At 64.4% G+C, this 24,080-nt stretch carries 25 protein-coding genes; 10 read left to right on the forward strand and 15 right to left on the reverse strand.

Going from position 1 to position 24,080, the window contains the following annotated elements:
- Nucleotides 1-86 precede the first annotated feature (86 nt).
- From AC3A6F_RS23430 to AC3A6F_RS23450, 5 genes are all read left to right on the forward strand, one after another.
- A complete protein-coding gene (locus AC3A6F_RS23430; RefSeq protein WP_123070777.1) occupies nucleotides 87-488 on the forward strand; it encodes a hypothetical protein in 402 nt (133 codons plus the stop codon).
- A 7-nt stretch (nucleotides 489-495) separates the two neighbouring features.
- Nucleotides 496-1,170 carry a C39 family peptidase gene (locus AC3A6F_RS23435; RefSeq protein WP_487685732.1) on the forward strand — a complete coding sequence of 225 codons (675 nt, stop codon included), beginning with the start codon at nucleotides 496-498 and terminating at the stop codon, nucleotides 1,168-1,170.
- A gap of 12 nt (nucleotides 1,171-1,182) precedes the next feature.
- Nucleotides 1,183-1,698, forward strand: a complete 516-nt coding sequence (locus AC3A6F_RS23440) for a hypothetical protein (protein ID WP_487685735.1) — start codon at nucleotides 1,183-1,185, stop codon at nucleotides 1,696-1,698.
- A 32-nt stretch (nucleotides 1,699-1,730) separates the two neighbouring features.
- Nucleotides 1,731-3,254, forward strand: a complete 1,524-nt coding sequence (locus AC3A6F_RS23445) for a hypothetical protein (RefSeq protein ID WP_487685738.1) — start codon at nucleotides 1,731-1,733, stop codon at nucleotides 3,252-3,254.
- Between the two features lie 193 nt (nucleotides 3,255-3,447).
- Nucleotides 3,448-3,654 (forward strand): cold-shock protein, encoded by a 207-nt coding sequence (locus AC3A6F_RS23450; RefSeq protein ID WP_183554103.1) that lies wholly within the window; start codon nucleotides 3,448-3,450, stop codon nucleotides 3,652-3,654.
- Between the two features lie 89 nt (nucleotides 3,655-3,743).
- Here AC3A6F_RS23450 and AC3A6F_RS23455 read toward each other — a convergent pair whose 3' ends face one another.
- The 6 genes from AC3A6F_RS23455 to AC3A6F_RS23480 all read right to left on the reverse strand — a co-directional run bounded on the left by AC3A6F_RS23455 (nucleotide 3,744) and on the right by AC3A6F_RS23480 (nucleotide 10,515).
- Nucleotides 3,744-4,184: a gamma-butyrobetaine hydroxylase family protein gene (locus AC3A6F_RS23455; RefSeq protein ID WP_487685741.1), complete on the reverse strand. Its 441-nt coding sequence runs from the start codon at nucleotides 4,182-4,184 to the stop codon at nucleotides 3,744-3,746.
- Between the two features lie 19 nt (nucleotides 4,185-4,203).
- On the reverse strand, nucleotides 4,204-4,635 hold the full coding sequence (locus tag AC3A6F_RS23460) for an HIT family protein (RefSeq protein ID WP_487685744.1): 432 nt from the start codon (nucleotides 4,633-4,635) through the stop codon (nucleotides 4,204-4,206).
- Entirely contained in the window at nucleotides 4,632-8,642 is a 4,011-nt protein-coding gene (locus AC3A6F_RS23465; RefSeq protein WP_487685747.1) for a DUF3683 domain-containing protein, read from the reverse strand. The genes AC3A6F_RS23460 and AC3A6F_RS23465 overlap by 4 nt, the downstream gene beginning before the upstream one ends.
- A 198-nt stretch (nucleotides 8,643-8,840) precedes the next feature.
- Nucleotides 8,841-9,434 carry a flavin reductase family protein gene (locus AC3A6F_RS23470; protein WP_487685750.1) on the reverse strand — a complete coding sequence of 198 codons (594 nt, stop codon included), beginning with the start codon at nucleotides 9,432-9,434 and terminating at the stop codon, nucleotides 8,841-8,843.
- A gap of 225 nt (nucleotides 9,435-9,659) precedes the next feature.
- Nucleotides 9,660-9,968 (reverse strand): DUF1272 domain-containing protein, encoded by a 309-nt coding sequence (locus AC3A6F_RS23475; protein ID WP_487685752.1) that lies wholly within the window; start codon nucleotides 9,966-9,968, stop codon nucleotides 9,660-9,662.
- 43 nt (nucleotides 9,969-10,011) lie between these two features.
- Nucleotides 10,012-10,515 (reverse strand): YqaA family protein, encoded by a 504-nt coding sequence (locus AC3A6F_RS23480; RefSeq protein WP_005663301.1) that lies wholly within the window; start codon nucleotides 10,513-10,515, stop codon nucleotides 10,012-10,014.
- A 195-nt stretch (nucleotides 10,516-10,710) separates the two neighbouring features.
- On the opposite strand from AC3A6F_RS23480, the gene ilvA reads away from it, so the two are divergent.
- The 5 genes from ilvA to rapZ all read left to right on the forward strand — a co-directional run bounded on the left by ilvA (nucleotide 10,711) and on the right by rapZ (nucleotide 16,088).
- A complete protein-coding gene (gene ilvA, locus AC3A6F_RS23485; RefSeq protein ID WP_487685755.1) occupies nucleotides 10,711-12,249 on the forward strand; it encodes a threonine ammonia-lyase, biosynthetic in 1,539 nt (512 codons plus the stop codon).
- A 205-nt stretch (nucleotides 12,250-12,454) separates the two neighbouring features.
- Nucleotides 12,455-13,282 (forward strand): NADPH-dependent 7-cyano-7-deazaguanine reductase QueF, encoded by an 828-nt coding sequence (queF, locus tag AC3A6F_RS23490; protein WP_487685758.1) that lies wholly within the window; start codon nucleotides 12,455-12,457, stop codon nucleotides 13,280-13,282.
- Nucleotides 13,283-13,647: 365 nt separating this feature from the next.
- Nucleotides 13,648-14,130 carry a PTS sugar transporter subunit IIA gene (locus AC3A6F_RS23495; protein WP_109345354.1) on the forward strand — a complete coding sequence of 161 codons (483 nt, stop codon included), beginning with the start codon at nucleotides 13,648-13,650 and terminating at the stop codon, nucleotides 14,128-14,130.
- A 63-nt stretch (nucleotides 14,131-14,193) separates the two neighbouring features.
- On the forward strand, nucleotides 14,194-15,129 hold the full coding sequence (gene hprK, locus AC3A6F_RS23500) for an HPr(Ser) kinase/phosphatase (RefSeq protein WP_005663306.1): 936 nt from the start codon (nucleotides 14,194-14,196) through the stop codon (nucleotides 15,127-15,129).
- 80 nt (nucleotides 15,130-15,209) lie between these two features.
- A complete protein-coding gene (gene rapZ / locus AC3A6F_RS23505) occupies nucleotides 15,210-16,088 on the forward strand; it encodes an RNase adapter RapZ (RefSeq protein ID WP_487685763.1) in 879 nt (292 codons plus the stop codon).
- 163 nt (nucleotides 16,089-16,251) lie between these two features.
- On the opposite strand, the gene AC3A6F_RS23510 is transcribed toward rapZ, so the two are convergent.
- The 9 genes from AC3A6F_RS23510 to AC3A6F_RS23550 all read right to left on the reverse strand — a co-directional run bounded on the left by AC3A6F_RS23510 (nucleotide 16,252) and on the right by AC3A6F_RS23550 (nucleotide 24,066).
- Nucleotides 16,252-17,322 carry a DUF5694 domain-containing protein gene (locus tag AC3A6F_RS23510; protein ID WP_487685766.1) on the reverse strand — a complete coding sequence of 357 codons (1,071 nt, stop codon included), beginning with the start codon at nucleotides 17,320-17,322 and terminating at the stop codon, nucleotides 16,252-16,254.
- An 84-nt stretch (nucleotides 17,323-17,406) separates the two neighbouring features.
- Nucleotides 17,407-18,492 (reverse strand): enoyl-CoA hydratase/isomerase family protein, encoded by a 1,086-nt coding sequence (locus AC3A6F_RS23515; protein ID WP_487685769.1) that lies wholly within the window; start codon nucleotides 18,490-18,492, stop codon nucleotides 17,407-17,409.
- A gap of 125 nt (nucleotides 18,493-18,617) precedes the next feature.
- Nucleotides 18,618-18,977 carry a ribosome hibernation-promoting factor, HPF/YfiA family gene (gene hpf, locus AC3A6F_RS23520; protein WP_123068957.1) on the reverse strand — a complete coding sequence of 120 codons (360 nt, stop codon included), beginning with the start codon at nucleotides 18,975-18,977 and terminating at the stop codon, nucleotides 18,618-18,620.
- A gap of 75 nt (nucleotides 18,978-19,052) precedes the next feature.
- Nucleotides 19,053-20,531, reverse strand: a complete 1,479-nt coding sequence (locus tag AC3A6F_RS23525; protein WP_487685772.1) for an RNA polymerase factor sigma-54 — start codon at nucleotides 20,529-20,531, stop codon at nucleotides 19,053-19,055.
- An 11-nt stretch (nucleotides 20,532-20,542) separates the two neighbouring features.
- Nucleotides 20,543-21,310: an LPS export ABC transporter ATP-binding protein gene (gene lptB, locus AC3A6F_RS23530; RefSeq protein WP_320473403.1), complete on the reverse strand. Its 768-nt coding sequence runs from the start codon at nucleotides 21,308-21,310 to the stop codon at nucleotides 20,543-20,545.
- The gene (lptA, locus tag AC3A6F_RS23535) at nucleotides 21,307-21,855 is read right to left on the reverse strand and encodes a lipopolysaccharide transport periplasmic protein LptA (RefSeq protein WP_487685776.1); all 549 of its coding nucleotides are present in this window, start codon (nucleotides 21,853-21,855) and stop codon (nucleotides 21,307-21,309) included. The genes lptB and lptA overlap by 4 nt, the downstream gene beginning before the upstream one ends.
- A 41-nt stretch (nucleotides 21,856-21,896) precedes the next feature.
- Nucleotides 21,897-22,505, reverse strand: coding sequence for an LPS export ABC transporter periplasmic protein LptC (gene lptC / locus AC3A6F_RS23540; protein ID WP_487685779.1), 609 nt, complete (start codon nucleotides 22,503-22,505; stop codon nucleotides 21,897-21,899).
- A gap of 11 nt (nucleotides 22,506-22,516) precedes the next feature.
- Nucleotides 22,517-23,068, reverse strand: coding sequence for a KdsC family phosphatase (locus AC3A6F_RS23545; protein WP_487685782.1), 552 nt, complete (start codon nucleotides 23,066-23,068; stop codon nucleotides 22,517-22,519).
- Nucleotides 23,068-24,066 (reverse strand): KpsF/GutQ family sugar-phosphate isomerase, encoded by a 999-nt coding sequence (locus AC3A6F_RS23550; RefSeq protein ID WP_487685783.1) that lies wholly within the window; start codon nucleotides 24,064-24,066, stop codon nucleotides 23,068-23,070. The genes AC3A6F_RS23545 and AC3A6F_RS23550 overlap by 1 nt, the downstream gene beginning before the upstream one ends.
- Nucleotides 24,067-24,080: the final 14 nt, after the last annotated feature.

A 24,080-nucleotide genomic window follows, 5' to 3' on the forward strand; every position in this document is an offset into this window, starting at 1 on the left:
GCAACCGCGCGGGCGACCGGCACCACCGGCCGCCCGCGTCCCCCGCCACGTGGCTCCCCGCGTGGCGGCTTTTCGAGCGAGGCATCATGAAACGGATTACCCAGATCGGCTCTCTCCTGCTGGCGGCCTGCATGGCGCTGCCGGTGGCGGCACAGGTTTCGGAACCGGCGAAGCTGCCGGTAGTGGTGGGCTTCCTGTCGAAGGTGGATGTCGCACCGAGCCGGGAAGACGACTTCACCAAGGGCTGGGGCAAGACGACCGGCGCCGAGGAACTGGGCGGCCTGCGTGGCGGCGCCGATATCGTGACCACCGAGGCGACGCTCGGCGGCACGGTCGGCAACAACACGGCCACCAATGTGACCACGGGCTTTAACGTCATCGACAACGGCTCGTTCGCGAATTCCTCGGGCTTGCCTGTCGTGATCCAGAACTCCGGCGCGAACGTCCTGATCCAGAACGCGACCGTCATCAACCTGCAACTGCAATAGGAAGAGAATGAAGCACGGGATCTTCCTCGCCGCCCTGTGCGGCACCCTGCTGGCGCCGGCTCCGGCGCCAGCACTCGAACTGGCGGTGGTCGGGCGCGTCAACGTGCCCGTCACCAGCCTCAAGGACATCAAATTCCAGCGCACCACGCGCCAGCAGTACGACTACAGTTGCGGCGCCGCCGCCTTGTCGACCCTGCTGTCGCACCACTATGGCACCCCGACGCCGGAGCAGGACGTGTTCCAGGAGATGTACGAAAAAGGGGACAAGACCAAGATTCACAAGGAAGGCTTTTCGCTGCTCGACATGCAGCGCTTCCTGGCCGCGCGCGGCTTTCGCGCCGACGGCTTCAAGCTGCCGATCGAAAAACTGATCGCCGAAAAGCTGCCGGCCATCGTGCTGATCACCGACCGCGGCTTCAACCACTTCGTCGTCGTCAAGGGCTTCGAGGATGGCCGCATCCTGATTGGCGACCCGTCCACCGGCAACCGTGTCGTGAGCATGGAGCGCTTCCAGGAAATCTGGCGCAACAAGATCCTGTTCGTGATCCACAGCCACAAGGACGGCATCGCCTTCAACAATCCGGGCGACTGGCGCGGCGCGCCGCGTGCCCCGTTGGGCACCGGCATGCACCAGGACCAACTAAGCGCCTCGCTGCCGAAGTTCGGCCCGGGCGATTTTTGACAAGGATGTGATATGCGCTGGCCCACCTTTACCTTTCACCGCATCGCCCTGCTGGCCGCCCTGTGCGCCGCGGGCGCTGCGATGCCGCTTGTGCAAGCCGCCGGCCCGGGCGGCTTCGGCGCGCCCGTCAATGCTGCGGAACTCGACACCATGCGCGGCGGCTTCGAGATCGCGGGCGGCCTGTCGCTGTCGCTCGGCATCGAACGCGTGGTGTCGGTCAACGGCGAAATCCTGGCGCGCACCAATATCGCCATTCCCGACCTGGCCGCGATGACCGGCGACCAGGCGCGCCTGGCCCAGAATGCCCTGGGCGCGGCCCAGCTGATCCAGATCGGCGGCAACAACTTTGCTGCGGCCGACCTCAACCTGCCCAACGGCGCCACCTTGCTGCAAAACACACTCAATGGGCAAGACATCCGCACTGCCACGACCATCACATCGACCGTGAACAGCATGTCCCTGCTAAAAGACATGAATTTCCAGAGCACGATTCGTGACGCGGTAGTACGTTCCCCGGGAACACTGTAGCATTGCAATATTGTTAATAATTGGAGACCTGGATGTATTCACACGTCGCGCGGCTTGGCGCCGCCGGCCTGGCGGCCGCCCTCCTGGCGCCGCCCGTGCTCGCTCAACAACCTGCCTCCGAAGCCGGCAAGCAGGACCGACAGACCGAACTGTCCCAACTCAAGGACGAACTGGCCGAACAGCGGGCGATGGTGAACCGTCTGATGCTCGAACTCCAGGCGCAGCGCGAACAATTGCAAAGCATGCAGGCCCAGGGCGCCCCGGGCATGGCCACCGCCCCGGCGCTGGCGGCGCGCGAGCGCATCGTGGAAGAAACCACTCCGCTGTCGGGCGCGCCGTTCGCCATCCCGACGGCGCTGGCCGACGGCGTGCTGCTGTCGCAGCAGCGCGGCACCGGCATGTCGATGCAGGCGCCGGTGGCCCAGTCGCCGGTGCTGCCGCCGGCCGAAAGCGGCGTGGCGGCCCCGCTGCCGCCGCAGCCGCGCCCCAACCAGCCCACCCTGCCGGCCCCCGGTCCGGCGCAGGCGCAGACCCAGAGGCCGGCCCAGCAGCAGGGACAACAGCCGCAGACGGCGCAGAACAATCAGGAACCGAACCGCCCGCCCGAAGTCGCGCCGATCGGCGACCAGCCGGGCGTGCTGACCCAGCGCGGCACCTATGTGCTCGAGCCGTCGGTGCAGTACGGCTACTCGTCGAGCAACCGTGTGGCCCTGGTCGGCTACACCGTGATTCCGGCGATCCTGATCGGCCTGGTCGACGTGCGCGAAATCAAGCGCAACACCTTCACCACGGCGATCACCGGCCGCACCGGCATCAACAACCGGATGGAAGTCGAGGTCAAGGTGCCCTATGTCTACCGCTCGGACGCCACCGTCAGCCGCGAGCTGTTCACCGGCACCGCGGTCGAGCGCGTGTTCGACACCTCCGGCAAGGGCCTGGGCGACATCGAAGTCGCCGGCCGCTACCAGCTCAATAACGGCGGCCCGGACCAGGGCTACTACATCGCCGGCCTGCGCTACAAGAGCCGCACCGGGCGCGACCCGTTCGAGGTCGTGACCGATTGCGACCAGCGCTGCATCGGCGAGAACGTGACCGGCACCGGCCTGCCGCTGGACCTGCCGACCGGCTCCGGCTTCCATTCGCTGCAAGGCACCCTCACCTGGCTGTATCCATCCGACCCGGCCGTCTTCTTCGGCAACCTGAGCTATGTGCACAACTTCAAGCGCGAGGACGTGACGCGCCTGGTGCGCAACGGCGTGCGCGAGCCGCTGGGCGAGCTGGAACCGGGCTATGTGCTCGGCTTTAACTTCGGCATGGGCCTGGCGCTCAATGACAAGGCCTCGCTCAGCCTGGGCTACGACCACAGCACCATCGCGCGCATGAAGCAGAACGGCCAGCCGGTAGCCGGCTCGGTGCGCACCCAGCTCGGCACCCTGCTGCTGGGCTACTCCTACCGCCTGAGCCCGAAGCGCACGCTGAACATCGCGGTGGGCGCCGGCGTGACCCGCGACACCCCGGACGTCACCCTCACGCTGCGGGTGCCGATGACGTTCTGATCGGCGGCAAGGGCTCGTAGACATGCGGTCTGGATGACTTGTGGTAAATACGTACACGATTGAAAAAACTTGCTTCCGTTTTAAGAAATTGTCCTTATAATCAGATTTGCAATGTAGAGCGTGGCCCTGGTTTTTGTCCTAGGTACGCAAACAGGGCATCAACGCAAAACAACTTATATTTGAGGGAATTAACATGGCTACTGGTATTGTCAAATGGTTCAACGACGCTAAAGGTTTCGGCTTCATCACTCCTGATGGTGGCGGCGAAGATCTGTTTGCACACTTCTCGGCGATCAACGCCAACGGCTTCAAGTCGCTGCAAGAAAACCAGCGCGTGACCTTCGACGTCACCACCGGTCCTAAAGGCAAGCAAGCGTCGAACATCCAGCCACAGGCTTGATGTCGCGCTAGCCCGCCAAGGCGGGCTACAAAAACAAAGAGCACATCCGCGGATGTGCTCTTTTGTTTTGGTGACGCAAACCGCGTCGTTTATTTGCAGCCGCAACCGCCCGAGCCGCAACCGCCGCCACCCGACTTGGCCGGCGCCGATCCCGGCAGCATGCTGCCCGGCGCGCGGCCGGTTTCTTCGTCGAAGCCGGCCGCCTGCAGGCGCGCCACGTACTGCTTCCACAGCGACTCCTGGCTGCGGCCCAGTTCGTACAGGTAGTCCCAGCTGAAGATGCCGGTGTCGTGGCCGTCCGAGAAGGTCGGCTTGATCGCGTAGTTGCCGACCTGCTCGACGTCGGCGATGCCGATTTCGCGCTTGCCGACTTGCAGCACTTCCTGGCCCGGGCCGTGGCCCTTCACTTCGGCCGACGGCGAGTACACGCGCATCAGCTCGAACGGGATCGAATAGGCGCTGCCGTCGTCATAGGCGATGTCGAGCACGCGCGATTTCTGGTGGACGGTCAGTTCGGTTGGATTAGGCATGGATCTTCTCTATTTCTGTTCAGTTGAAACGGCGCGCGATCGCGGCGCCCAGTTGTTCGGCCAGCGCGCGGCGCGCGGCCAGGATATCCGAAGGCGTCTCACGCACCGCCTGGGCCCAGACGGGCGCCGGGAAATGCGCATCGTCCGCATAGCGCGGAATGATATGCCAGTGCAGGTGCGGCACCACATTGCCCAGACTGGCCACATTGACCTTCAGCGGCTGCATCACGTCGCGCACCGCCTGCTCGACCAGGAACACGGCCTCGTTCACCAGCAGCCGGTCTTCACGGGAAAGATCGCTCATCTCGCGCACGTGGTCGTGCCAGATCACGCGGCAAAAGCCCGGGTAGCTGGCGTCGTCGACGACGATGACGCTGAACTTGTCGCCGGCCCAGGCCACAGGCACGGACAGGTTGCACAGCTCGCAGCCGGGTTCGCGCAGCGCCGTCACACCAGCACCCTTTCGATGCCGCCGTTATTGGCGCGCGCCACGTACTCGGGCAACCAGTTCTCGCCCAGCAGGTGCTTCGCGATCTCGACCACGATGTAGTCGGCGGTGGTGCCCGAATCGTCGTTGTAACGCGAGAGGCCCTGCAGGCAGGACGGACAGCTGGTCAGGATCTTGACGTCGCCGGTGAAGCCGTCGGTGCGCAGCTTGTCGGCCCCCTTGACCATCTCGACTTCCTTGCGCGAGCGCACCTGGGTCGAGATGTCGGGACGGCTCACGGCGAAGGTGCCCGACTCGCCGCAGCAGCGGTCGTTCTTCTCGATCTTGACGTCGTCATGCGTGGAGACCAGCGCATTGACCGTCTTCACCGAATCCTGCAGCTTCATCGGATTGTGGCAAGGCTCGTGGTACATATAGCGGGTGCCGTTCACGCCTTCGAGCCTGACGCCCTTTTCTAATAAGTACTCATGGATGTCCATGATGCGGCAGCCCGGGAAGATCTTCTCGAATTCATAGGTCGCCAGCTGGTCGTAGCAGGTGCCGCAGGAGACCAGCACCGTCTTGATGTCGAGGTAGTTCAGCGTGTTGGCCATGCGGTGGAACAGCACGCGGTTATCCGTCATCATCTTGTCGGCCTTGTCGTACTGGCCGGCGCCGCGCTGCGGATAGCCGCAGCACAGGTAGCCCGGCGGCAGCACGGTCTGCACGCCGACTTCCCACAGCATGGCTTGCGTGGCCAGGCCCACCTGCGAGAACAGGCGCTCGGAGCCGCAGCCCGGGAAGTAGAACACGGCCTCGGTGTCGGCGTTGGTCTTCTTGGGGTTGCGGATGATCGGGACGATCTTGTCGTCCTCGATGTCGAGCAGCGCGCGCGCCGTTTTCTTGGGCAGGTTGCCCGGCATCTTCTTGTTGATGAAGTGGATCACCTGCTCGCGCACGGGCGCCTTGCCGACCGTCGGCGGCGGCGCGGCGGTCTGCGGCCTGGACAGGCCCTTGAGCAGGCGGTTGCCGATGCGCTGGGCCTTGAAACCGAAATCGATCATCACCTTGCGCGTGGCGTTGATGGTGGTCGGGTCGGTCGCGTTCAGGAAGAACATGGCCGCGCGGTTGGCCGGCTTGAAGCTGCGCTTGTCCATCTTGCGCAGCAGGTTACGCATATTCATCGACACGTCGCCGAAGTCGATGTTGACCGGACAGGGCGTGACGCATTTGTGGCACACGGTGCAGTGGTCCGAGACGTCCTCGAACTCTTCCCAGTGGCGCAGCGAGACGCCGCGGCGGGTCTGTTCCTCGTACAGGAAGGCTTCGATCAGCGCCGAGGTGGCGAGAATCTTGTCGCGCGGCGAATACAGCAGGTTCGCCTGCGGCACGTGGGTCGTGCACACAGGTTTACACTTGCCGCAGCGCAGGCAGTCCTTGATGCTGTTGGCGATCTCGCCGATATCGCTCTGCTGCATGATCAGCGATTCATGGCCCATCAGGCCGAACGACGGCGTGTAGGCATTGCGCAGGTCGGCGTGGGCGCCTTCCAGGTTGAGCAGCTTGCCCTTGTTGAAACGGCCTTCCGGATCGACGCGCACCTTGTAGTCGCGGAAGTCCTGGATTTCTTCGTCGGTCAGGAACTCCAGCTTGGTGATGCCGATGCCGTGCTCGCCCGAGATCACGCCGTCCAGCGAACGCGCCAGCTTCATGATGCGCTCGACCGCCTTGTGCGCATCCTGCAGCATGGCGTAGTCGTCCGAGTTCACCGGCAGGTTGGTATGGACGTTGCCGTCGCCCGCGTGCATGTGCAGGGCGACGAACACGCGCGAACGCAGCACGCGCTTGTGGATCGCGACCGCTTCGTCGAGGATGCACTGGTAGGCGGCGCCGTTGAAGATCTGGCGCAGCGGCGCGCGCACTTCGGCCTTCCACGAGACGCGCACGGTATGGTCCTGCACCGCGTCGAACAGGCGCGCATCGGGCTGGATCGCCAGGCGCTGCAGGATCGCTTCGTTCAAATGATCGAGGCCCAGGGTCTGCAGCTGCTCGCGCACGTCACCCAGCGGCGCATCGAGATTGGCCAGGATGAAGGTCCAGCGCTTGTCGACCAGGTCGACCAGGGCGCGCGCCTGCAGCGGACGGTCGCCCATGATCTCGTCGCGGTCGACCCCGTCGCCGCTGGCGTCGTCGCTCTTGGCCAGCGGCAGGTGGTCGCTGGCGAGGTAGGCGCGCAGCTGGTCCACCAGCTGCAGCTTGTTCTTGATCGACAGCTCGACGTTGATGCGCTCGATGCCGTCGGTGTACTCGCCCATCCGGTTCAGGGGAATGACCACGTCTTCATTGATCTTGAAGGCGTTGGTATGGCGCGCGATGGCCGCAGTGCGGGCGCGATCGAGCCAGAACTTCTTGCGCGCTTCGGGGCTGACGGCGACGAAGCCCTCGCCCACGCGGGTATTGGCCAGCCGCACGACTTCGGAAGCGGCCAGCGCCACCGCGTTCTCGTCGTCGCCGACGATGTCGCCGAACAGCGCCATCTTGGGCAGCACGCCGCGCTTGGACTTGGTGGCGTAGCCGACCGCACGCAGGTAGCGCTCGTCGAGGTGTTCCAGGCCCGCCAGGCGCAGCGTGGAAAACGCCGGGTCGCCGTTCTTCGGCAGGCTGTCCAGGTAATCCTTGATCTCGACGATCGACGGGATCGCGTCGCGCGCCTGGCCGAAGAATTCCAGCGCCACCGTGCGGGTGAACTTGGGCATCTTGTGCAGGATCCAGCGGCCCGACGTGATTAGGCCGTCGGTGCCCTCTTTCTGGATGCCCGGCAGGCCGGCCAGGAATTTGTCGGTGACGTCCTTGCCCAGGCCTTCCTTGCGGAAGCGCTTGCCCTCGATGGTCAGGGTCTCGGTGCGGAACGGTGCGCCCTTCGGCGCGCCCTTGACGGAAGGATGCGTCCATTCGAGCAGGAATTCGGCCGTCGGCGCGTCGTGGATCTTGCCCAGGTTGTGGTTGATGCGGGTGACGTCGAGCCAGTCGCCATTCGGGTCGACCATGCGCCACGAGGCCAGGTTGTCGAGCGCCGTGCCCCACAACACGGCCTTCTTGCCGCCCGCGTTCATCGCGATATTGCCGCCCACGCAGGACGCGTGGGCCGAGGTCGGGTCGACCGCGAACACGAAGCCGGCCTTTTCGGCCGCCTGCGACACCCGCTGCGTGACGACGCCGGCATAGGTATGGATGGTCGCGTATTCGCGCCCCAGGCCGGGCATGGCCGTCATCTCGACCTCGCCGATGCCGATCAGCTTTTCGGTATTGATCACGGCCGACATCGGCGTGAGCGGGATCGCGCCGCCGGTGTAGCCGGTGCCGCCGCCGCGCGGGATGATGGTCAATCCGAGCTCGATGCAGCCCTTGACCAGGCCGGCCATCTCGTCTTCGCTGTCCGGCACCAGCACCAGGAAGGGATACTCGACGCGCCAGTCGGTGGCGTCGGTCACGTGCGAGGTGCGGTGCATGCCGTCGAAGCGGATATTGCGCTTGTCGGTGTAGGCGCCCAGCACCTTGGTGGCGCGCTTGCGCAGGTCGTAGGTCTCGGCGAATTCGCGGCCGAAGTCGTCCACGGCGCGGCGCGCGGCAGCCAGCAGTTGCTCCACGGCGGCGCTGCGGGTGGCCACCATATCCGGGTCGCCGCCATCTTGCGCATCGACCGTGGTGCGGCGCTTGTCGACTTCGCCCAGGCGGTGGTGCAGCGCTTCGATCAGCTTGGCCCGGCGCTTCGGGTTGTCCAGCATGTCGTCCTGCAGATAGGGATTGCGGCGCACGACCCAGATATCGCCCAGCACCTCGTACAGCATGCGCGCCGAGCGGCCGGTCTGGCGCGCGCCGCGCAGGCTGTCGAGCAACGCCCACGATGACTCACCGAGCAGGCGGATCACGATTTCGCGGTCCGAGAACGAGGTGTAGTTATAAGGGATCTCGCGCAGGCGCGCGGGTGCGTTATCGGCAAGCAGGGTATGGATGTGTGCGGGGGCGTTCATGAATTCTGGTCGACGATCGGACAGGCCCGAAGGACGTTCATTCTAGCTTATTGCGATGCACCACGCTCGGCTAATGCCCGCAGCGCCATCCCGGGCCACACAACAAAATGTCTATACTAATTTGAAAGACCAAACTTAATTTGCTTGCAAGCCTGCCTATGCATCATTCGTCATGCGGCATGACCCGATCGGCATATGTCATCCGGCGTTGTTGGACGGTTCCGGCAACTGCGCGCTCGCCTCGAAGGCCTCGCCAAGCTCGAAGAAATGCCCGCCCGCGACGTAGTGGATGCTCTTCGGTCCCCCTTCGGTCGTGACCCAATGGCCCTCTCGGAACACGGCCGGATCGGCCCAGGCGGCGACCACCTCGCCGAGGAACAGGTCATAGGTGTCCTGGATGTGCGGCTCGGGCAGCAGCCGGCATTCGAGCCAGGCCAGGCAGCCGTCCAGCAGCGGCGCGCCGGTTTGCTCGCCAGTCCAGTAGCCGGCGCCGAAGGCGGCGAACTTGTCGACCTCGCGGCCGCTGGTCGAGCCGACCTGCAAGGTCAGTTGCGCCAGCTCGCGCGACGGCACCATCAGGGCGAACTCGCCGGATGCCTCGACCATCCCGCGCGTGAGCGTGCTCTTGTCGAGCACCACCGCGACCTTGGGCGGTGCGAAGTCAAGCGGCATCGACCAGGCGGCGGCCATCACGTTGATCGCTTCGCCATGGCGTGCGGAGACCAGCACGGTGGGGCCGTGGTTCATCAGGCGATAGGCTTTGTCCAGGGGGACGGGAAGGCGGTCGGTCATGCGCGAATCCTGGGGCTGCGTCGAAACGCCCATTATGAACCGCCTCCTGCGAACATGCAGGATGCTAGTGTCCTGAATTGAAAATTCGTTGAATTAATACGGCGAGAATTGGCCCGATACTGCGTCGCAAATGCGCGCAAGGCCACACGGCCTTGCTGTGCTTTGCTCCTTGCCTCGAACCGATTTCGCCGCATTAATTATTCAACGAACTTCCAACTCAGGACACTAGCGATCCGACGGCGCGATGTCGTTGATGGCAGCGGCAAACCGCGCATGCGCGGCCGGGTCCACGGGCCGCAGCTTCGGCTCGGTGCGCGCCGGATCGTTGCCCAGATAATTCCCGTTCTTCCAGTCGCGCGCGGGCCTGACCGGCCGCGGCACGAAGCCGCCACCGCAGTTCGGACAGACGTTCAGCAAGACGCCGTCGACGCAGGCGGCGCAGAACGTGCACTCGTAGGAGCAGATACGCGCCTCGGTCGAGGCGGGCGGCAAGGCCACATTGCAGTGTTCGCAGTTCGGTCGCAGTTCGAGCATCGGCTTCTTCCTGATGACCCGGCCGCTGTCGGAAAGGAAATACTCAGCCGGTGATACGGGTCAGCATATCACCGAGATTGGTCCAGAAACTATCCGGGATGTACAGCAGCGCCAGCGTCATGGTCAGATAGCGCGCGAACTTGCCGATCGCCATATACATCACGCTGGGCCAGAACGGCAAGTGCAGCCAGCCGGCCAGCGTGCACAGCGGGTCGCCGATGCCTGGCAGCCACGACAGCAGCATGGTCTTGGCCCCGTAACGCTTGAGCCAGCCGAACCAGCGGCTCTGGCGCTCTTTCGCGAACGCGACCTTGGCGCGGTAGCCGAGGAAGTAATCGAAGGCGCCACCCAGGGTATTGCCGAGCGTCCCTACCAGGATTGCCGGCCAGAACATGTCGGGATTGGCCTTGATCACGGCGAACACGGCCGGCTCGGAGCCGAGCGGCAGCAAGGTAGCGGAGACGAAACTGACGATGAAGATCGAGGTCAGCCCGACGGTCGGTGCAGCCAGGAAGTCAAGCAGCCATTGGACAGCGGATTCGATCATGCGGGCTTAGGCGATGGCCTAGTGGTGACAATAAGGCTCCATTATAATGATCCGGTACTTTCGTCACGACACGATACGACGAGCCTGTCACCCAGCCCGTCATATCGACCTTTGCGCCACGGTCACCCACCCTAGCGGAACAGTTCGCGTCGTCCGTCCCGCCGGCCCAGCCTGCATGACTTTTGCAATCCGACCATGACTACCGACTACCTCAGAAAAATCCTGACCGCCCGCGTCTACGACGTCGCCGAACAGACGCCGCTCGACCTCGCCCCGACCCTGTCCCAGCGCATGGGCAACCGCATTTATTTCAAGCGCGAGGACATGCAGAGCGTGTTCAGCTTCAAGCTGCGCGGCGCCTACAACAAGATGGCGAACCTCACGCCAGAGCAGCTCAAGCGCGGCGTGATCTGCGCCTCGGCCGGCAACCACGCCCAGGGCGTGGCGCTGTCGGCCTGCCGCCTGGGCTGCCGCGCGCTGATCGTGATGCCGACCACGACCCCGCAAGTCAAGATCGACGCGGTCAAGGCGCGCGGCGGCGCCAGCGTCGAAATCGTGCTGCATGGCGACTCCTATACCGACGCCTACAACCACGCGCTGCTGCTGGAAAAAGAGCAACGCCTGACCTTCGTGCACCCCTTCGACGATCCTGACGTGATCGCCGGCCAGGGCACGATCGGCATGGAAATCCTGCGCCAGCTGTCGAGCCCGATCCACGCGATTTTTGTGGCCATCGGCGGCGGCGGCCTCATCGCCGGCATCGGCGCCTATGTGAAGCAGATCCGTCCCGACATCAAGATCATCGGCGTGCAGACCCTGGATTCGGACGCGATGGCGCGCAGCCTGAAAGCCGGTCAGCGCGTCACCCTGACCGACGTCGGCCTGTTCTCGGACGGCACCGCGGTGCGCCTGGTGGGCGAGGAAACCTTCCGCATCGCCCAGCAAGTGGTCGACGAAATCATCCTGGTCGATACCGACGCCATCTGCGCCGCGATCCAGGATGTGTTCCAGGATACGCGCAGCATCCTCGAGCCGGCCGGCGCGCTGGCGGTGGCCGGCGCCAAGGCCTATATCGAGCGCTCGCAGATGAACCGCGAGCCGATCAGGAACGAGACGCTGGTGGCGGTGGCCTGCGGCGCCAATATGAACTTCGACCGCCTGCGCTTCGTGGCCGAGCGCGCCGAGCTGGGCGAATCGCGCGAAGCGGTCTTCGCCGTAACCGTGCCCGAGCAGCGCGGCAGCTTCCGCCGTTTCTGCGCGCTGGTCGGCCCGCGCAACGTCACCGAATTCAATTACCGCATCAGCCATGAAAGCGAGGCCCATGTGTTCGTCGGCGTGCAGGTGGGCAATCGCAGCGAATCCGGCCTGCTGGCGCGCACCTTCGAGGAACACGGCTACAAAACGCTCGATCTGACCTACGATGAGCTGGCCAAGCTGCATATCCGCCACCTGGTGGGCGGGAAAAGTTCACTTGCGCATGATGAATTGCTGTATCGTTTCGAGTTCCCTGAACGGCCGGGTGCGCTCATGCGCTTCCTGGACAGCATGGCGCCGAACTGGAATATCTCGTTGTTCCACTACCGCAACCAGGGTGGTGACGTGGGGCGTATCCTGGTCGGGCTGCAAGTGCCGCAGGCCGAGATGGATGAGTTCCGGCATTTCCTGGCCTCGCTCGGTTACCGCTACTGGGACGAGAGCGGGAATCCCGTCTATAAATTGTTTTTGGGGGCGTAGGCCCCACCTGTTGAACAGAGTCTGCGCCGTTCCACCGTTAGCCTCGACAGCGTCGTTCCCGCGAAGGCGGGAACCCAAGTGTGCATGCAATGCCGCGAAGTTCGATCTCGCCAGCGACTCATCGAACTTGGGTTCCCGCCTTCGCGGGAACGACGTTCTGGCGCTGATGGTCTTATGCCACGGCGCAGAATGACCGACCTTATTTATGAATACCCCTGACCAATCGCCACTTGGCAAATCTTCCGCCTACCAGAGCCAGTATGCCCCCGAGCTGCTGTTCCCGATCCCGCGCCAGCAAAAGCGCGAGGAATTGGGCCTGTCGGGCACGCTTCCCTTCTTCGGGGTCGACATCTGGAATGCCTATGAACTGTCGTGGCTGAACATGCGCGGCAAGCCGCAGGTCGCGATCGCGACCGTGACGGCGCCCGCCGATTCGCCGAACATCGTCGAATCGAAATCGTTCAAGCTCTACCTGAATTCGTTCAACCAGACCCGCCTCGCCGGCCCCGAGGCCCTGCTGGCCCTGCTGCGCGACGACCTGTCGAACGGCTTCGGCGCGCCGGTCCACGTCACCCTGACCAGCCCGGAACAATTCGGCGCAATCAGGATGGGCGAACTGGAAGGCACGCTGCTCGACCGCCTCGATATCGAGGTCGACGATTACTCGCCGGCCCCGCAGTTGCTCAAGGCCAACCACGAGGACGCGCCGGTGGAAGAAACCCTGGTGTCGCACCTGCTCAAGTCCAATTGCCTGGTCACGGGCCAACCGGACTGGGGCACGGTGCAGATCCGCTACGTCGGCCCGCAAATCGACCAGGAAGGCTTGCTGAAATACCTGATCGGCTTCCGCGAGCACAACGAGTTCCACGAGCAGTGTGTGGAGCGCATCTTCATGGACGTGCTGCGCCGATGCCAGCCGAGCAAGCTGGCCGTGTATGCGCGCTACACGCGGCGCGGCGGCCTGGACATCAATCCATGGCGGGCCAATTTCAGCACCGCCAAACCCGGCAATCTGCGTGGCGCGCGCCAGTAAACATCCAATTTCTGTCAGGATATTGCCCGCACGCCTGTGCGTTTTAGGCGACAGCCATGCGCCGTGCATGGCATCACCTTTTGCTATACGATACTGAACCCCTGCCTTGTTTTTAGGCAGGACTTCGAGCAATCATCGGTAAACAGGACGACCGGCATACGATTGCTGGCCTCAATAGCTGATTCGTTGAGGAAATTGCGTGACCATGTTGATGTGAATCAACTTACCGCTTATCCCGTTTCGACGGGTATCGTGCGGCCGTTCGGCGAGAAGGCCAAACTGTCGCGAAATCGAGTGTCTCAGGCCCCAAACAGGCCTATAATCCCGTGCTCGCAAGCACTCCACGCGTGCATCGCACCCACGTTATGACGAATCTAAGCAAAATCCTCTCGCTCGAGAACGTGCAACTCGACATCGAAGTGTCGAGCAAAAAACGGGCTTTCGAGCAAGCCGGCCTGATCTTCGAGAACAACTGCGGCATCGCCCGCTCGATCGTGTCGGACAACCTGTTCGCACGCGAACGCCTGGGCTCGACCGGTCTGGGGCACGGCGTCGCCGTCCCGCACGGCCGCATCAAGGGCAGCAAGAGCCTCAAGTCTCCGCTGGCCGCCTTCGTGCGCCTGAAGGAGCCGATTCCCTTCGAGTCGCCCGATGGCCAGCCGGTGAGCTTGCTGTTCTTCCTGCTGATCCCGGATCACGTCACCCAGCAGCACCTCGAGATCCTGTCCGAGATCGCCGAGCTGTTCTCCGACGAGTCAGTGCGCACCGCCCTGGCGACCGATCCCGATCCGAAATCGGTGCATGACCGCATTATCAACTGGCAACCCAGCCTGCAGGCTCTGGGTTAAACTGAGCGTCTGCTGAACGCGGCAATCACGCCGCGCTGCTTTTTTGCGACGACGACAATGCCCATGCTGCAGTCTCCGCTGACCATCCAACGGCTGTACGACGACAACCGCGACAGCCTGCAACTGGGCTGGTTCGCGGGCTTTCCTGGCGGTGAACGCCAGATCGCCGGCGACGCCGCCTCGGCCGCCGACCAGGTCGGCCACCTGAACTTGATCCACCCGGGCCGGATCCAGGTGTTCGGCCACCAGGAACTCGACTACTACCACCGCCTCAAGGCCAATTCGCGCAGCCATGTGGTTGGCGAACTGATCGGCGGCGGCCCGCCCGCGCTGATCATCGCGCAAGGCCTCGAAACCCCGCCCGACATCCTCGCCATCTGCGACGAACAGAACATCCCCCTGTTCTCGACCCCGCTGCCGGCGGCGCAGGTGATCGACTTCCTGCGCGTCTACCTGTCCAAGAAGCTCGCCCAGCGCGTGATCATGCATGGCGTGTTCATGGACGTGCTGGGCGTGGGCGTGCTGATCACGGGCGACTCGGGCCTGGGCAAGAGCGAACTGGGCCTGGAACTGATCTCGCGCTCGCACGGCCTGGTGGCCGACGACGCCGTGGAATTCTCGCGCATCGCGCCGAACATGATCGAGGGCCGCTGCCCGCCGCTATTGCAGAATTTGCTGGAGGTGCGCGGCCTGGGCCTGCTGGACATCAAGGCGATCTTCGGCGAGACGGCGGTGCGGCGCAAGATGCGCCTGAAGCTGATCGTGCACCTGGTCAAGCGCGGCGCGCTGGACGAAGAGGTCGAGCGCCTGCCCTTCCACTTCCCCACCGAGGACGTGCTGGGCCTGCCGATCCGCAAGGTCGTCATCCCTGTTGCGGCCGGCCGCAATATCGCGGTGCTACTCGAGGCCGCGGTGCGCAACACGATCCTGCAACTGCGCGGCATCGACACGCTGCAGGAGTTCATGGAGCGCCAGCGCCAGGCGATGAGCGCGGACTAGGCAACCGCGAAGCGACGGCCGAACCGCTGTCGATGGCCCGGCGGCGTGCCATCGGGTGAAGGTTGCGGTATCATCGCCGCATGCACATCGTCCTCATCACCGGCATCTCGGGCTCGGGCAAGTCCGTGGCCCTGAATGTCCTCGAAGACGCGGGTTACTACTGCGTCGACAACCTGCCGCCGGCCCTGCTGCCGGCCCTCGTCAATACGGTCAATGAAACCGGCACCGGCAAGATGGCGGTCGCGGTCGACGCGCGCAGCGCCGAATCGCTGGTCGAACTGCCGGTGAGCGTGCGCCGCATGCGCGAGGATGGCCATGCGGTCAAGGTCATGTTCCTGACCTCGAGCACCCATTCGCTGGTCGCGCGTTTTTCCGAAACGCGGCGCAGCCACCCGCTGTCGCACGAACTGCGACCCGGCGAGAATCCGGCCTCGCGCCGCACCCTGATCGAATGCATCGCCGAAGAGCGCGAGCGCCTGTCGTCGATCGAGAACCTGGGCCATGTGATCGACACCTCGGAACTCTCGGCCAATAAGCTGCGCGCCTGGATCAAGGAGCTGGCCGAAGTCGACCATGCGCCGCTGACGCTGTTCTTCGAATCCTTCGCGTTCAAGGTCGGCGTGCCGCTCGACGCCGACTTCGTGTTCGACGTGCGCGCGATCCCGAACCCGTATTACGACCTGGCCCTGCGGCCACTCACCGGCAAGGACCAGCCGGTGATCGACTTCCTCGACGCCCAGCCGAGTGCGATCGAGATGCTGGCCGACATCCGCACCTTCGTGGCCAAGTGGCTGCCTTCGTTCAAGACCGACAACCGCAGCTACCTGACGGTGGCGGTCGGCTGCACCGGCGGCCAGCACCGCTCGGTGTACATGGCCGAACACCTCGGCGCCTATTTTGGCGCCACCGAACGGGTGATCGTGCGGCATCGGGAGCAGCCGAAGAATCCAACGGCGTGATTGCTTAGCGAACGCTGGCACGTCGTTCCCGCGCAGGCGGGAACCCAAGTGTGCACGCGTTATCACTGCACCCGACGCAGCCACTACGCCAAAGACTTGGATTCCCGCCTGCGCGGGAATGACGGTGCATAACGTGGTGGTGTATGGTCACGTCAACGATGAATCACCGCAGCACCGCCGCCGTATCCACCACCCGCACATCATGCATCTGGTGCAGATACGCCTCCAGATAGCCCTTGTGCGAAGCACCGACGATGACCAAGAGCCGCGTGCCCGGCATGACGCCCACCACGTCGCGGATGTTCGCCGCCATGCGCAGGTTGCGCGTTTCCCAGTAGCCGACGTAGCCACGACCGAAGCGCTGGGGTGATGGTTCATTCAGCGCCGCGCCGAAGTCGATCTCGAAGGTCGCGGCGACATGGGCGGGCAAGTTATAGGCGCGGTACATCGCCAGCAGGCCTTCCGCACTGCCCACGCCCGCGTCGAGGATCTCGTCGTCCTTCTTGCGCTTCGCATTGGCCGGGTTGTCCCAGGCCTTCATGATCGCCTCGCCGGCCGCCTTGCGGTCGGCGTAAGGACGGGATGCCGTCTGGTCGTCCATGGCGTACACGCGCTCATGCCCCAGCCGGGCCGCCAGCCGTGCCGCGATCATCACGCTTTCGTTGGGACTGGCTTCGAGCTCCTGTAGCTGCGCGACCAGGGCGGCGTCCAGGCCGTCGCCGGCGCGGCGCTCCCCGGCCGGCAAGCGGAACCACTGGACCACCGCCGATGCAGGCTCCCCGCCGGCCAGGAGCACGGCCGCCAGGCGGCGTCGCTGGGCCGCCGACGGCGCCGCCGGCCACTCGCTCAGCATCTTGTCCAATTCTGCCGTCGCTTGCTGGACATCCAGCCCGGTCGCGGCCTTCGCCGCCGCGGTATCCCGGCAATAGGTCTTGACCGTCTCCGCATACCGCGCCGGGTGGCGGCGCATGAAATCGCACTGCGGCCCCGAGCGGTCCTCGACCGCGATCGCCTGCGGCTTCCAGGCCGCGAGCCGTTCGTTCAGCGGGGCCAGGCTCGACGCCTGGAAGGTCTTGGGTAAATGCGCCAGGTGAGGCGAGCCAAGCACCATGATCTCGTTGACCGGTCCTGTCGTGGGACCCTTGAGCCGGCTCGGATCGAAGGCGGGCTGGTAGTCTTGCGCGGCGGCGCTGCCGCATAAAGTCATCGAGATCAGCAGGGCACACAGGCGCATCGGTCTTCCTTTCAAATCATGAGGACCCGATGTTCACACCCCGTCGCTACGCTGTCACGCAAAAATGGATATGCACGCAGCGGATTATGCGAGATGCCTGAGCGGATGCGCATGCTCTGGCCACACCGGCGCGAAGAAGCGCGCCACCATCTCTGGGGTGACCTCGGCAAGCGATGGTGGATTCCATTGTGGCGCATTGTCCTTGTCGATCACCAGTGCGCGTATGCCTTCCAGCACTTCGCCATGCTCGAAATTGCGCCGCACCAGCGAGCGTTCCATGCGCAGGCAGTCGGCCACGTCGAGCGCGGCGCCGCGCGCCAGCAGCTCGTGGGTCACGCACATCAACAGGGGCGAACGCTGGCGCATGGCGGCCAGCGCCTTGTGTGCGAACGGTGTTGCGTCGCCTTCGAGCGATCCCATGATCGCAGCCACCGACGCCGCGCCGAAATGCGCATCGATGCTCTTGCGCCGGACCTGCAATTCGCTTGCCCCCGCCATCGCAGCAAACGGCGCCGCGAAGGCGCGGATCGCCGCCGGCAAGCCGGCGCCTTGCGTGGACGCGATCAATGCCTGCAGGGCCGGCAGCTCGTCGCTTGGCACGAACACGTCGGCCAGCCCGATATACAGCGCGTCGGCGGCGCCGATCGTCAGCCCGGTCAGGCCCAGGTAGTTGCCGAGCTGTCCCGGCGCATGCGACAGGAAGTGGCTGCCGCCGACGTCGGGGAACAGGCCGATGTTCACCTCGGGCATGGCCATTTTCGTGCGCTCGGTCACGATGCGCAGGCCGCAGTCCGGGCCGCCCTGGGCGATGCCCATGCCGCCGCCCATCACGACGCCATCCATGATGGCGATGTAAGGCTTCGGATAAAAATGGATCAGGTGGTTCAGCGCGTATTCTTCGGTGAAGAAATCCTCGAGCAGCGCGCTGCCGCCCATCGGCCCCGCATGCCCGACCTCATGGAAGAAACGGATGTCGCCGCCCGCGCACAAGGCCTTCTCGCTGCTGCTGGTCAGTACGACCGCTTCGACCTGCCCGTCATGCCGCCAGGCGCGCAGCACGTCGGTCAGCGCGCGCACCATCTCGAGCGACAGCGAATTGAGCGCCTTCGGGCGGTCCAGGGTAATGATGCCGGTGCGGTTGGCGATGCGGGTCAGGACGTGGTCGGTCATGGCGTAATCCGTAATGGAGAGACATGCATTTTACCGAACACATAGATGCGCGTAATACCGGGGAGGCTGGATGCAAAAAGGGCGTCCCCTCAGACGCCCTTAGCTAGTGTGAGCCCTGCGCCTGATCAGGCGACAGCAGCGTCTTCGCCGCCGTTATCCGGCATGCGTTTGATCGACGTACGGCTATGGTCTTTCAGTTGCTGCTTGTGTTTGAGGATCTGTCGGTCCAGCTTATCCATCAGCGTATCGATCGCGGCGTACAGGTCTTGTGCGACGCTGGCCACGTGCAGGGTCTTTCCCGACACCTGGACGTTGATCTCTGCTTTTTGCCTTTTTTCTTTTTCAGTGAGGTTGTCGACGGCTAGGAAGACGTGGGTGTCGATCACCTGGTCGAAATGGCGAATGATGCGCTCGAGCTTATTCTGAACGTATTCACGGATGGCGGGGGTTACTTCGAGATGATGGCCACTGATTGTGAGGTTCATACACACTCCTTTGAAAATTTTGCACCGTGTGGACCACATCGACGCGACAAGGCACGATGTCTGTGGACGGCGCAGTTACAAGGACTTGCGGAGGCTTACAGGGGGTATCTTGAGGGCTTCACGGTATTTTGCAACCGTGCGGCGCGCGATGACCATGCCTTGTTCCCCGAGCATCTCCGCGATCTTGCTATCGGATAAAGGGTTCCTAGGGTCTTCTGCTCCTGTCAATTGTGCAATGAGCGCACGGATTGCCGTCGAGGATGCTTCGCCTCCCGCCTCGGTGGCAACGTGGCTGCCGAAGAAATACTTCAACTCAAACATGCCGTGCGGGGTCAGCATGTATTTCTGCGTTGTGACACGAGAAATTGTGCTCTCGTGTAGGCCTAGTGTATCAGCTATCTCACGTAAAACAAGGGGCCGCATGGCAACCGCGCCATGGGAGAAAAAGTTGCGCTGGCGCTCGACGATCGCCTCCGCCACGCGCAGGATGGTGTCGAAACGCTGGCGCATATTCTTGATGAGCCACTTCGCTTCCTGCAGCTGCGCGCCCATCTGCGCCTCGCTCTTGCCCTGCTTGAGGAGGCTCGCGTACAGGCTGTTTACGCGCAGGCGCGGCATCACGTCCGGATTCAATGTGACAGCCCAGCCGCTCTTGGAACGGCGCACGATCACGTCAGGCACCACGTAGTCCGACACGTTCGAGGCGAACGCCGCGCCCGGATGCGGATTGCATTGGCGCACCACGGCCTGCACCTCGCGCAAGTCTTCGTCGTCGCAGTCGAGCGCTTTTTTCAGCTTGCTGTATTCGCGCTGGGCGAACCAGCTCAGGTAACCCTCGACGATGGTCAGGGCCATGCGCCGCGTGACCATCGGCACACCCGGCATGCGCCGGATCTGCAGCGCCAGGCACTCGGCCGCGCTGCGCGCGCCGACGCCCACCGGGTCCATGCTCTGCACCAGCGCAAGCGCGCAGCGCAGCTCGTCGATCTCGATGTCGAGTTCTTCGGGCAGCCGCGCATGGATCTCGTCGAGCGGTTCTTCGAGGTAGCCGTTGTCGTCCAGCGCATCGATCACCAGCTCGGCCAGCGCACGGTCGCGCGCCGACAGGGTGGCTTCGCGCACCTGTTCCATCAGGTGTTCGCGCAGGGTGATGGCGCAGGCTTCCAGCTGCGGGCGGCCGTCCTCGTCCTCGCCACCGCCGCCTGAAGATGATCCTCCGCCTTCGCCCCAGTCGGCGTCGCTGCGCTCGCCCTCGGCGCCGCCCTCGAAACCCTCGCCTTCCTTGGCCACAGCCCCATCCCCTTCGGCCTGCTGGCCGGGCGCCGGCGGCGCCTCGCCGATGGCCGGTGCGTTGTTGATGGCGCCATCGGCCAGCAAACGCACCGATCGGTCGAGCGGATCGTCGAGCCGCTCGAGCAAGGGGTTATCGCCCAGTATCTGCTCGATCTCCTGGTGCAGCTCGAGCGTCGACAGTTGCAGCAACCGGATCGACTGCTGCAGTTGCGGCGTAAGCGCGAGGTGCTGCGAAGTGCGAAGTTGCAGGGACTGTTTCATCTAGGCGTGGCTCACATGCGGAAGTGTTCACCCAGGTACACGCGGCGCACCGACTCGTCCGCGATGATGTCGTCAGGGCGGCCGGAGGCAAGCACCGCGCCCTGGTTGATGATGTAGGCGCGGTCACAGATGCCGAGCGTCTCGCGCACGTTGTGGTCGGTGATCAGGACACCGATCCGGCGCTCCTTCAGGAAGCGCACGATGCGCTGGATCTCGATCACGGCGATCGGGTCGACGCCGGCGAACGGTTCGTCGAGCAGCACGAAGCGCGGATTGGTCGCCAGCGCGCGCGCGATCTCCACGCGGCGGCGTTCGCCGCCCGACAGCGACAGCGCCGGATTCTCGCGCAGCTTCTCGATCTGCAGGTCGGCCAGCAAGGTGTCGAGGCGCTCGTTGATCTGGTCTTTCGACAGCGGCTTGCCGTTGTCCTTCTGCAGCTCGAGCACGGCGCGGATGTTATCTTCCACCGTCAGCTTGCGAAATACCGAGGCCTCTTGCGGCAGGTAGGACAGGCCCAATACGGCGCGGCGGTGGATCGGCAGGCTGGTGATGTCGGTGCCGTTGATGTCGATCGACCCGGCGTCCGACGGCACCAGGCCGACGATCATGTAGAACGAGGTCGTCTTGCCGGCGCCGTTCGGGCCCAGCAAGCCGACCACTTCACCGCATTCGACCTGCAGCGACACGTCGCGCACCACCAGGCGCTTGCCATAGCTTTTCTGCAGGCCTTTGACGACCAGGGTGCTGCAATCGCCCAGATCCATCGGAATCGCCGTCATTGGGCGGCTCCCGCAGGCGTACGTTTCGGCGACAGGATCAGGGTGCCGCGGCCGCCCCCAACCTTGCTCTGGCCGCTGACATCGTTGCGCACGGTGGCCACTTCCTTGCGGCTGTCATACGAGATGAAAGGGCCGGTGACCTGGTTGCTCAGTTGATCGTTTTCCAGTTCCTTGATGAGGGCATTCGAGTACAGGCGCACCAGCTCGGCGCGCTCGTCGTACTCGATGCGCTCGGCCTGGCCCTCGACCCACAGGTTGGGACCGCCGTCGCGCTTCTGGCGGAACGTAGTGAGCTTGCCGTTGTTGGCGGTGAGTGTCACCGTCATATAGCCTTCGGGCGTTTCCCTGACCACGGCGCGGTCGGCCTTGAGCAACAGCGTACCGCGGGTGAGAATCACGTTACCGGTAAGGGTGCGCACGCCGTTGACCCCGTCGAGATCGGCGGAATCGTATTCGACCTGCGCGGGCTTGAGCGAGTCGGCACGTTCGGCGGCTGCCGTCAGCGACAGCAGGGAAAGGAGTACGGCGGCAAATAATTTTTTCATGATAAGGAATGCTGGTCCTGGGTTATCACGCGGCGCAGGGCTTACTGGCGCGGTCGTGGCGGATAGACGATCTGGCCGCGGCTGGACATGTGCACTTGCTGGGTGGCGTTGTTGGCGACCATGCCGGTGCCTTTCACGCTCGAAGCCCCAAGCTTCAGGTCAACCGGGAGGTCGGTCTTGACGATCTCTTCGTCGGGGAGCACGGTCAGCGCCTGGCTACGCAAGTGCAACGACTCGCTCTGCGCCGTCTTCGGGCGCTGCAGGTCGACGTCGCCCATCAGTTCGACCCGGTGCTCTTCGTGGAACACCTGGGCTTTCTTGGCGACCACCGTCATTGGCGGGCGGCCCGGCTCGACGCCGCGCAGCAGCGGCTGGTCGACGTGCGAGACGTCGCCGAGCGGGATGTGGGCCAGGTGCTTGCCCGACAACACATAGCTCGGCTGGCCATTCTCGGTCATGCGCACGAACGAGAAATTCTCGACGATGTAGTCCGGTTCGTCCGGCGGCCCGCCCAGCTGGGCGTCGATGTCGGACGCCTGCATCAGTTGCAGCAGCCAGAAGCTGCCGAAGGCGAAGAAGGTGCCGATCACGATCATCGCCAGGAGATTCCAGCGATGCGCGGTACGCTTGTTTTGGACGATGGTGGCCATGGTGCGTGGCCTCAGGCGAAGTACGGCGCGAGCGCCTGCTCGTAGGTGCCCTGGGCGCGCATCACGAGATCGCACACTTCGCGCACCGCGCCGCGGCCGCCGCCATTTTTGGTGACGTAGTGCGCGCGGTGCTGCACCTCGGGGTGGCCGGACGGCACCGCGACGGCGAAGCCGACGCGCGCGAACAGCGGCAGGTCGATCACGTCGTCGCCGATGTAGCCGCACTGCTCGGCCGTGAAGCCGGTGGCCTCGAGCAGCTTGGCGAAGCCGATGCGCTTGTCGTGGATGCCCTGGTGGACGTGCGAGATGCCGAGATCGGCCGCGCGCTTGACAACGATCGGCGACAGGCGCGCACTGATGATCGCGGTCTGGACGCCGGTCTTGTTCAACAGCTGGATGCCCAGGCCGTCGAGCACGTTGAAGGTCTTGGTGACTTCGCCTTCCGGGCCGTAGGTCAGGCTGCCGTCGGTCAGCACGCCGTCGACGTCGAAGATCATGACCTTAATGCGGGCCGCACGTTCCATGTGCGCCAGCGGAGTAATGGAGGGAATGAATTCACTCATCAGATCACCTTGGCGCGGGTCAGGTCGTGGATGTGCAGCGCGCCGACCAGGCGGTCGTCGTCATCGACCACCAGCATCTGGTTGATGCGGAATTCTTCCATCACGGCGACGGCGTCGACCGCCAGCTGCTCGGGGCGCACGCGGCGCGGGTTGGCGTGCATCACGTCGCGGATCTGGATGTCCGAGAAGTCGTGCATGCGTTCGATCACGCGGCGCAAGTCGCCGTCGGTGAACACGCCGACCGGACGGCCTTCGGCGTCGACGATGGCGGTCATGCCGAGGCCCTTGCGGGTGACTTCGAGCAGCGCTTCGACCAGCGAGGTTTCGGGGCTCACGCTCGGCACCGCGTCGCCGCTGCGCATCACGTCGCGCACATGGGTCAGGAGGCGCCGGCCCAGCGCGCCGCCCGGATGCGACAGCGCGAAGTCCTGTTCGCGGAAGCCGCGCGCGTCGAGCAGCGCCACGGCCAGCGCATCGCCCATGGCGAGGGTCACGGTGGTGCTGGTGGTCGGCGCCAGGTTGAGTGGGCAGGCTTCCTTGTCCACTGCGATGTCCAGGTGCACGTCGGCCAGCTTGGCCAGGCGCGAGGCTGGTTTACCGGTCATGGCGATCACGCGCGCGCCCAGGCGCTTCACGGCGGGCAGGATGTCGAGGATCTCGGACGATTCGCCCGAATTGGAAATCGCGATCACGACGTCATTTTTGGTGACCATGCCCAGGTCGCCGTGCGCGGCCTCGCCCGGGTGCATGAAGAAGGCCGGGGTGCCGGTGGACGCCAGGGTGGCGGCGATCTTGCGGCCGATGTGGCCCGACTTGCCCATCCCGGACACGACCACGCGGCCGTCGCAGGCCATGATCAGCTGCGCGGCGTTCACGAAACTGTCGTCGTCGCCCAGGCGCGCCTGCAGCGCGCGGATGGCGTCCGCTTCGATCGACAGCGTTTCGCGACCCAGTTCCAGCACGCGCCGGGCCAGGGTTTCGTCAAAACTTTTCGGCATTATTTTTTCATCGG

It is taken from the genome of Massilia sp. Soil_C_3 (assembly GCF_057657035.1).

Excerpts from the sequence above, each read along its gene's own strand:
- queF (WP_487685758.1), top strand. The coding sequence starts at position 12,455 with ATGAATACCCCTGACCAATCGCCACTTGGCAAATCTTCCGCCTACCAG.
- lptA (WP_487685776.1), bottom strand. The coding sequence starts at position 21,855 with ATGAAAAAATTATTTGCCGCCGTACTCCTTTCCCTGCTGTCGCTGACG.
- AC3A6F_RS23550 (WP_487685783.1), bottom strand. The coding sequence starts at position 24,066 with ATGCCGAAAAGTTTTGACGAAACCCTGGCCCGGCGCGTGCTGGAACTG.
- AC3A6F_RS23495 (WP_109345354.1), top strand. The coding sequence starts at position 13,648 with ATGACGAATCTAAGCAAAATCCTCTCGCTCGAGAACGTGCAACTCGAC.
- AC3A6F_RS23515 (WP_487685769.1), bottom strand. The coding sequence starts at position 18,492 with ATGACCGACCACGTCCTGACCCGCATCGCCAACCGCACCGGCATCATT.
- AC3A6F_RS23545 (WP_487685782.1), bottom strand. The coding sequence starts at position 23,068 with ATGAGTGAATTCATTCCCTCCATTACTCCGCTGGCGCACATGGAACGT.
- AC3A6F_RS23455 (WP_487685741.1), bottom strand. The coding sequence starts at position 4,184 with ATGCCTAATCCAACCGAACTGACCGTCCACCAGAAATCGCGCGTGCTC.
- AC3A6F_RS23480 (WP_005663301.1), bottom strand. The coding sequence starts at position 10,515 with ATGATCGAATCCGCTGTCCAATGGCTGCTTGACTTCCTGGCTGCACCG.
- ilvA (WP_487685755.1), top strand. The coding sequence starts at position 10,711 with ATGACTACCGACTACCTCAGAAAAATCCTGACCGCCCGCGTCTACGAC.
- AC3A6F_RS23525 (WP_487685772.1), bottom strand. The coding sequence starts at position 20,531 with ATGAAACAGTCCCTGCAACTTCGCACTTCGCAGCACCTCGCGCTTACG.
- lptB (WP_320473403.1), bottom strand. The coding sequence starts at position 21,310 with ATGACGGCGATTCCGATGGATCTGGGCGATTGCAGCACCCTGGTCGTC.
- AC3A6F_RS23445 (WP_487685738.1), top strand. The coding sequence starts at position 1,731 with ATGTATTCACACGTCGCGCGGCTTGGCGCCGCCGGCCTGGCGGCCGCC.
- AC3A6F_RS23470 (WP_487685750.1), bottom strand. The coding sequence starts at position 9,434 with ATGACCGACCGCCTTCCCGTCCCCCTGGACAAAGCCTATCGCCTGATG.
- AC3A6F_RS23475 (WP_487685752.1), bottom strand. The coding sequence starts at position 9,968 with ATGCTCGAACTGCGACCGAACTGCGAACACTGCAATGTGGCCTTGCCG.
- lptC (WP_487685779.1), bottom strand. The coding sequence starts at position 22,505 with ATGGCCACCATCGTCCAAAACAAGCGTACCGCGCATCGCTGGAATCTC.
- AC3A6F_RS23430 (WP_123070777.1), top strand. The coding sequence starts at position 87 with ATGAAACGGATTACCCAGATCGGCTCTCTCCTGCTGGCGGCCTGCATG.
- AC3A6F_RS23510 (WP_487685766.1), bottom strand. The coding sequence starts at position 17,322 with ATGCGCCTGTGTGCCCTGCTGATCTCGATGACTTTATGCGGCAGCGCC.
- hpf (WP_123068957.1), bottom strand. The coding sequence starts at position 18,977 with ATGAACCTCACAATCAGTGGCCATCATCTCGAAGTAACCCCCGCCATC.
- rapZ (WP_487685763.1), top strand. The coding sequence starts at position 15,210 with ATGCACATCGTCCTCATCACCGGCATCTCGGGCTCGGGCAAGTCCGTG.
- hprK (WP_005663306.1), top strand. The coding sequence starts at position 14,194 with ATGCTGCAGTCTCCGCTGACCATCCAACGGCTGTACGACGACAACCGC.
- AC3A6F_RS23440 (WP_487685735.1), top strand. The coding sequence starts at position 1,183 with ATGCGCTGGCCCACCTTTACCTTTCACCGCATCGCCCTGCTGGCCGCC.
- AC3A6F_RS23465 (WP_487685747.1), bottom strand. The coding sequence starts at position 8,642 with ATGAACGCCCCCGCACACATCCATACCCTGCTTGCCGATAACGCACCC.
- AC3A6F_RS23435 (WP_487685732.1), top strand. The coding sequence starts at position 496 with ATGAAGCACGGGATCTTCCTCGCCGCCCTGTGCGGCACCCTGCTGGCG.
- AC3A6F_RS23450 (WP_183554103.1), top strand. The coding sequence starts at position 3,448 with ATGGCTACTGGTATTGTCAAATGGTTCAACGACGCTAAAGGTTTCGGC.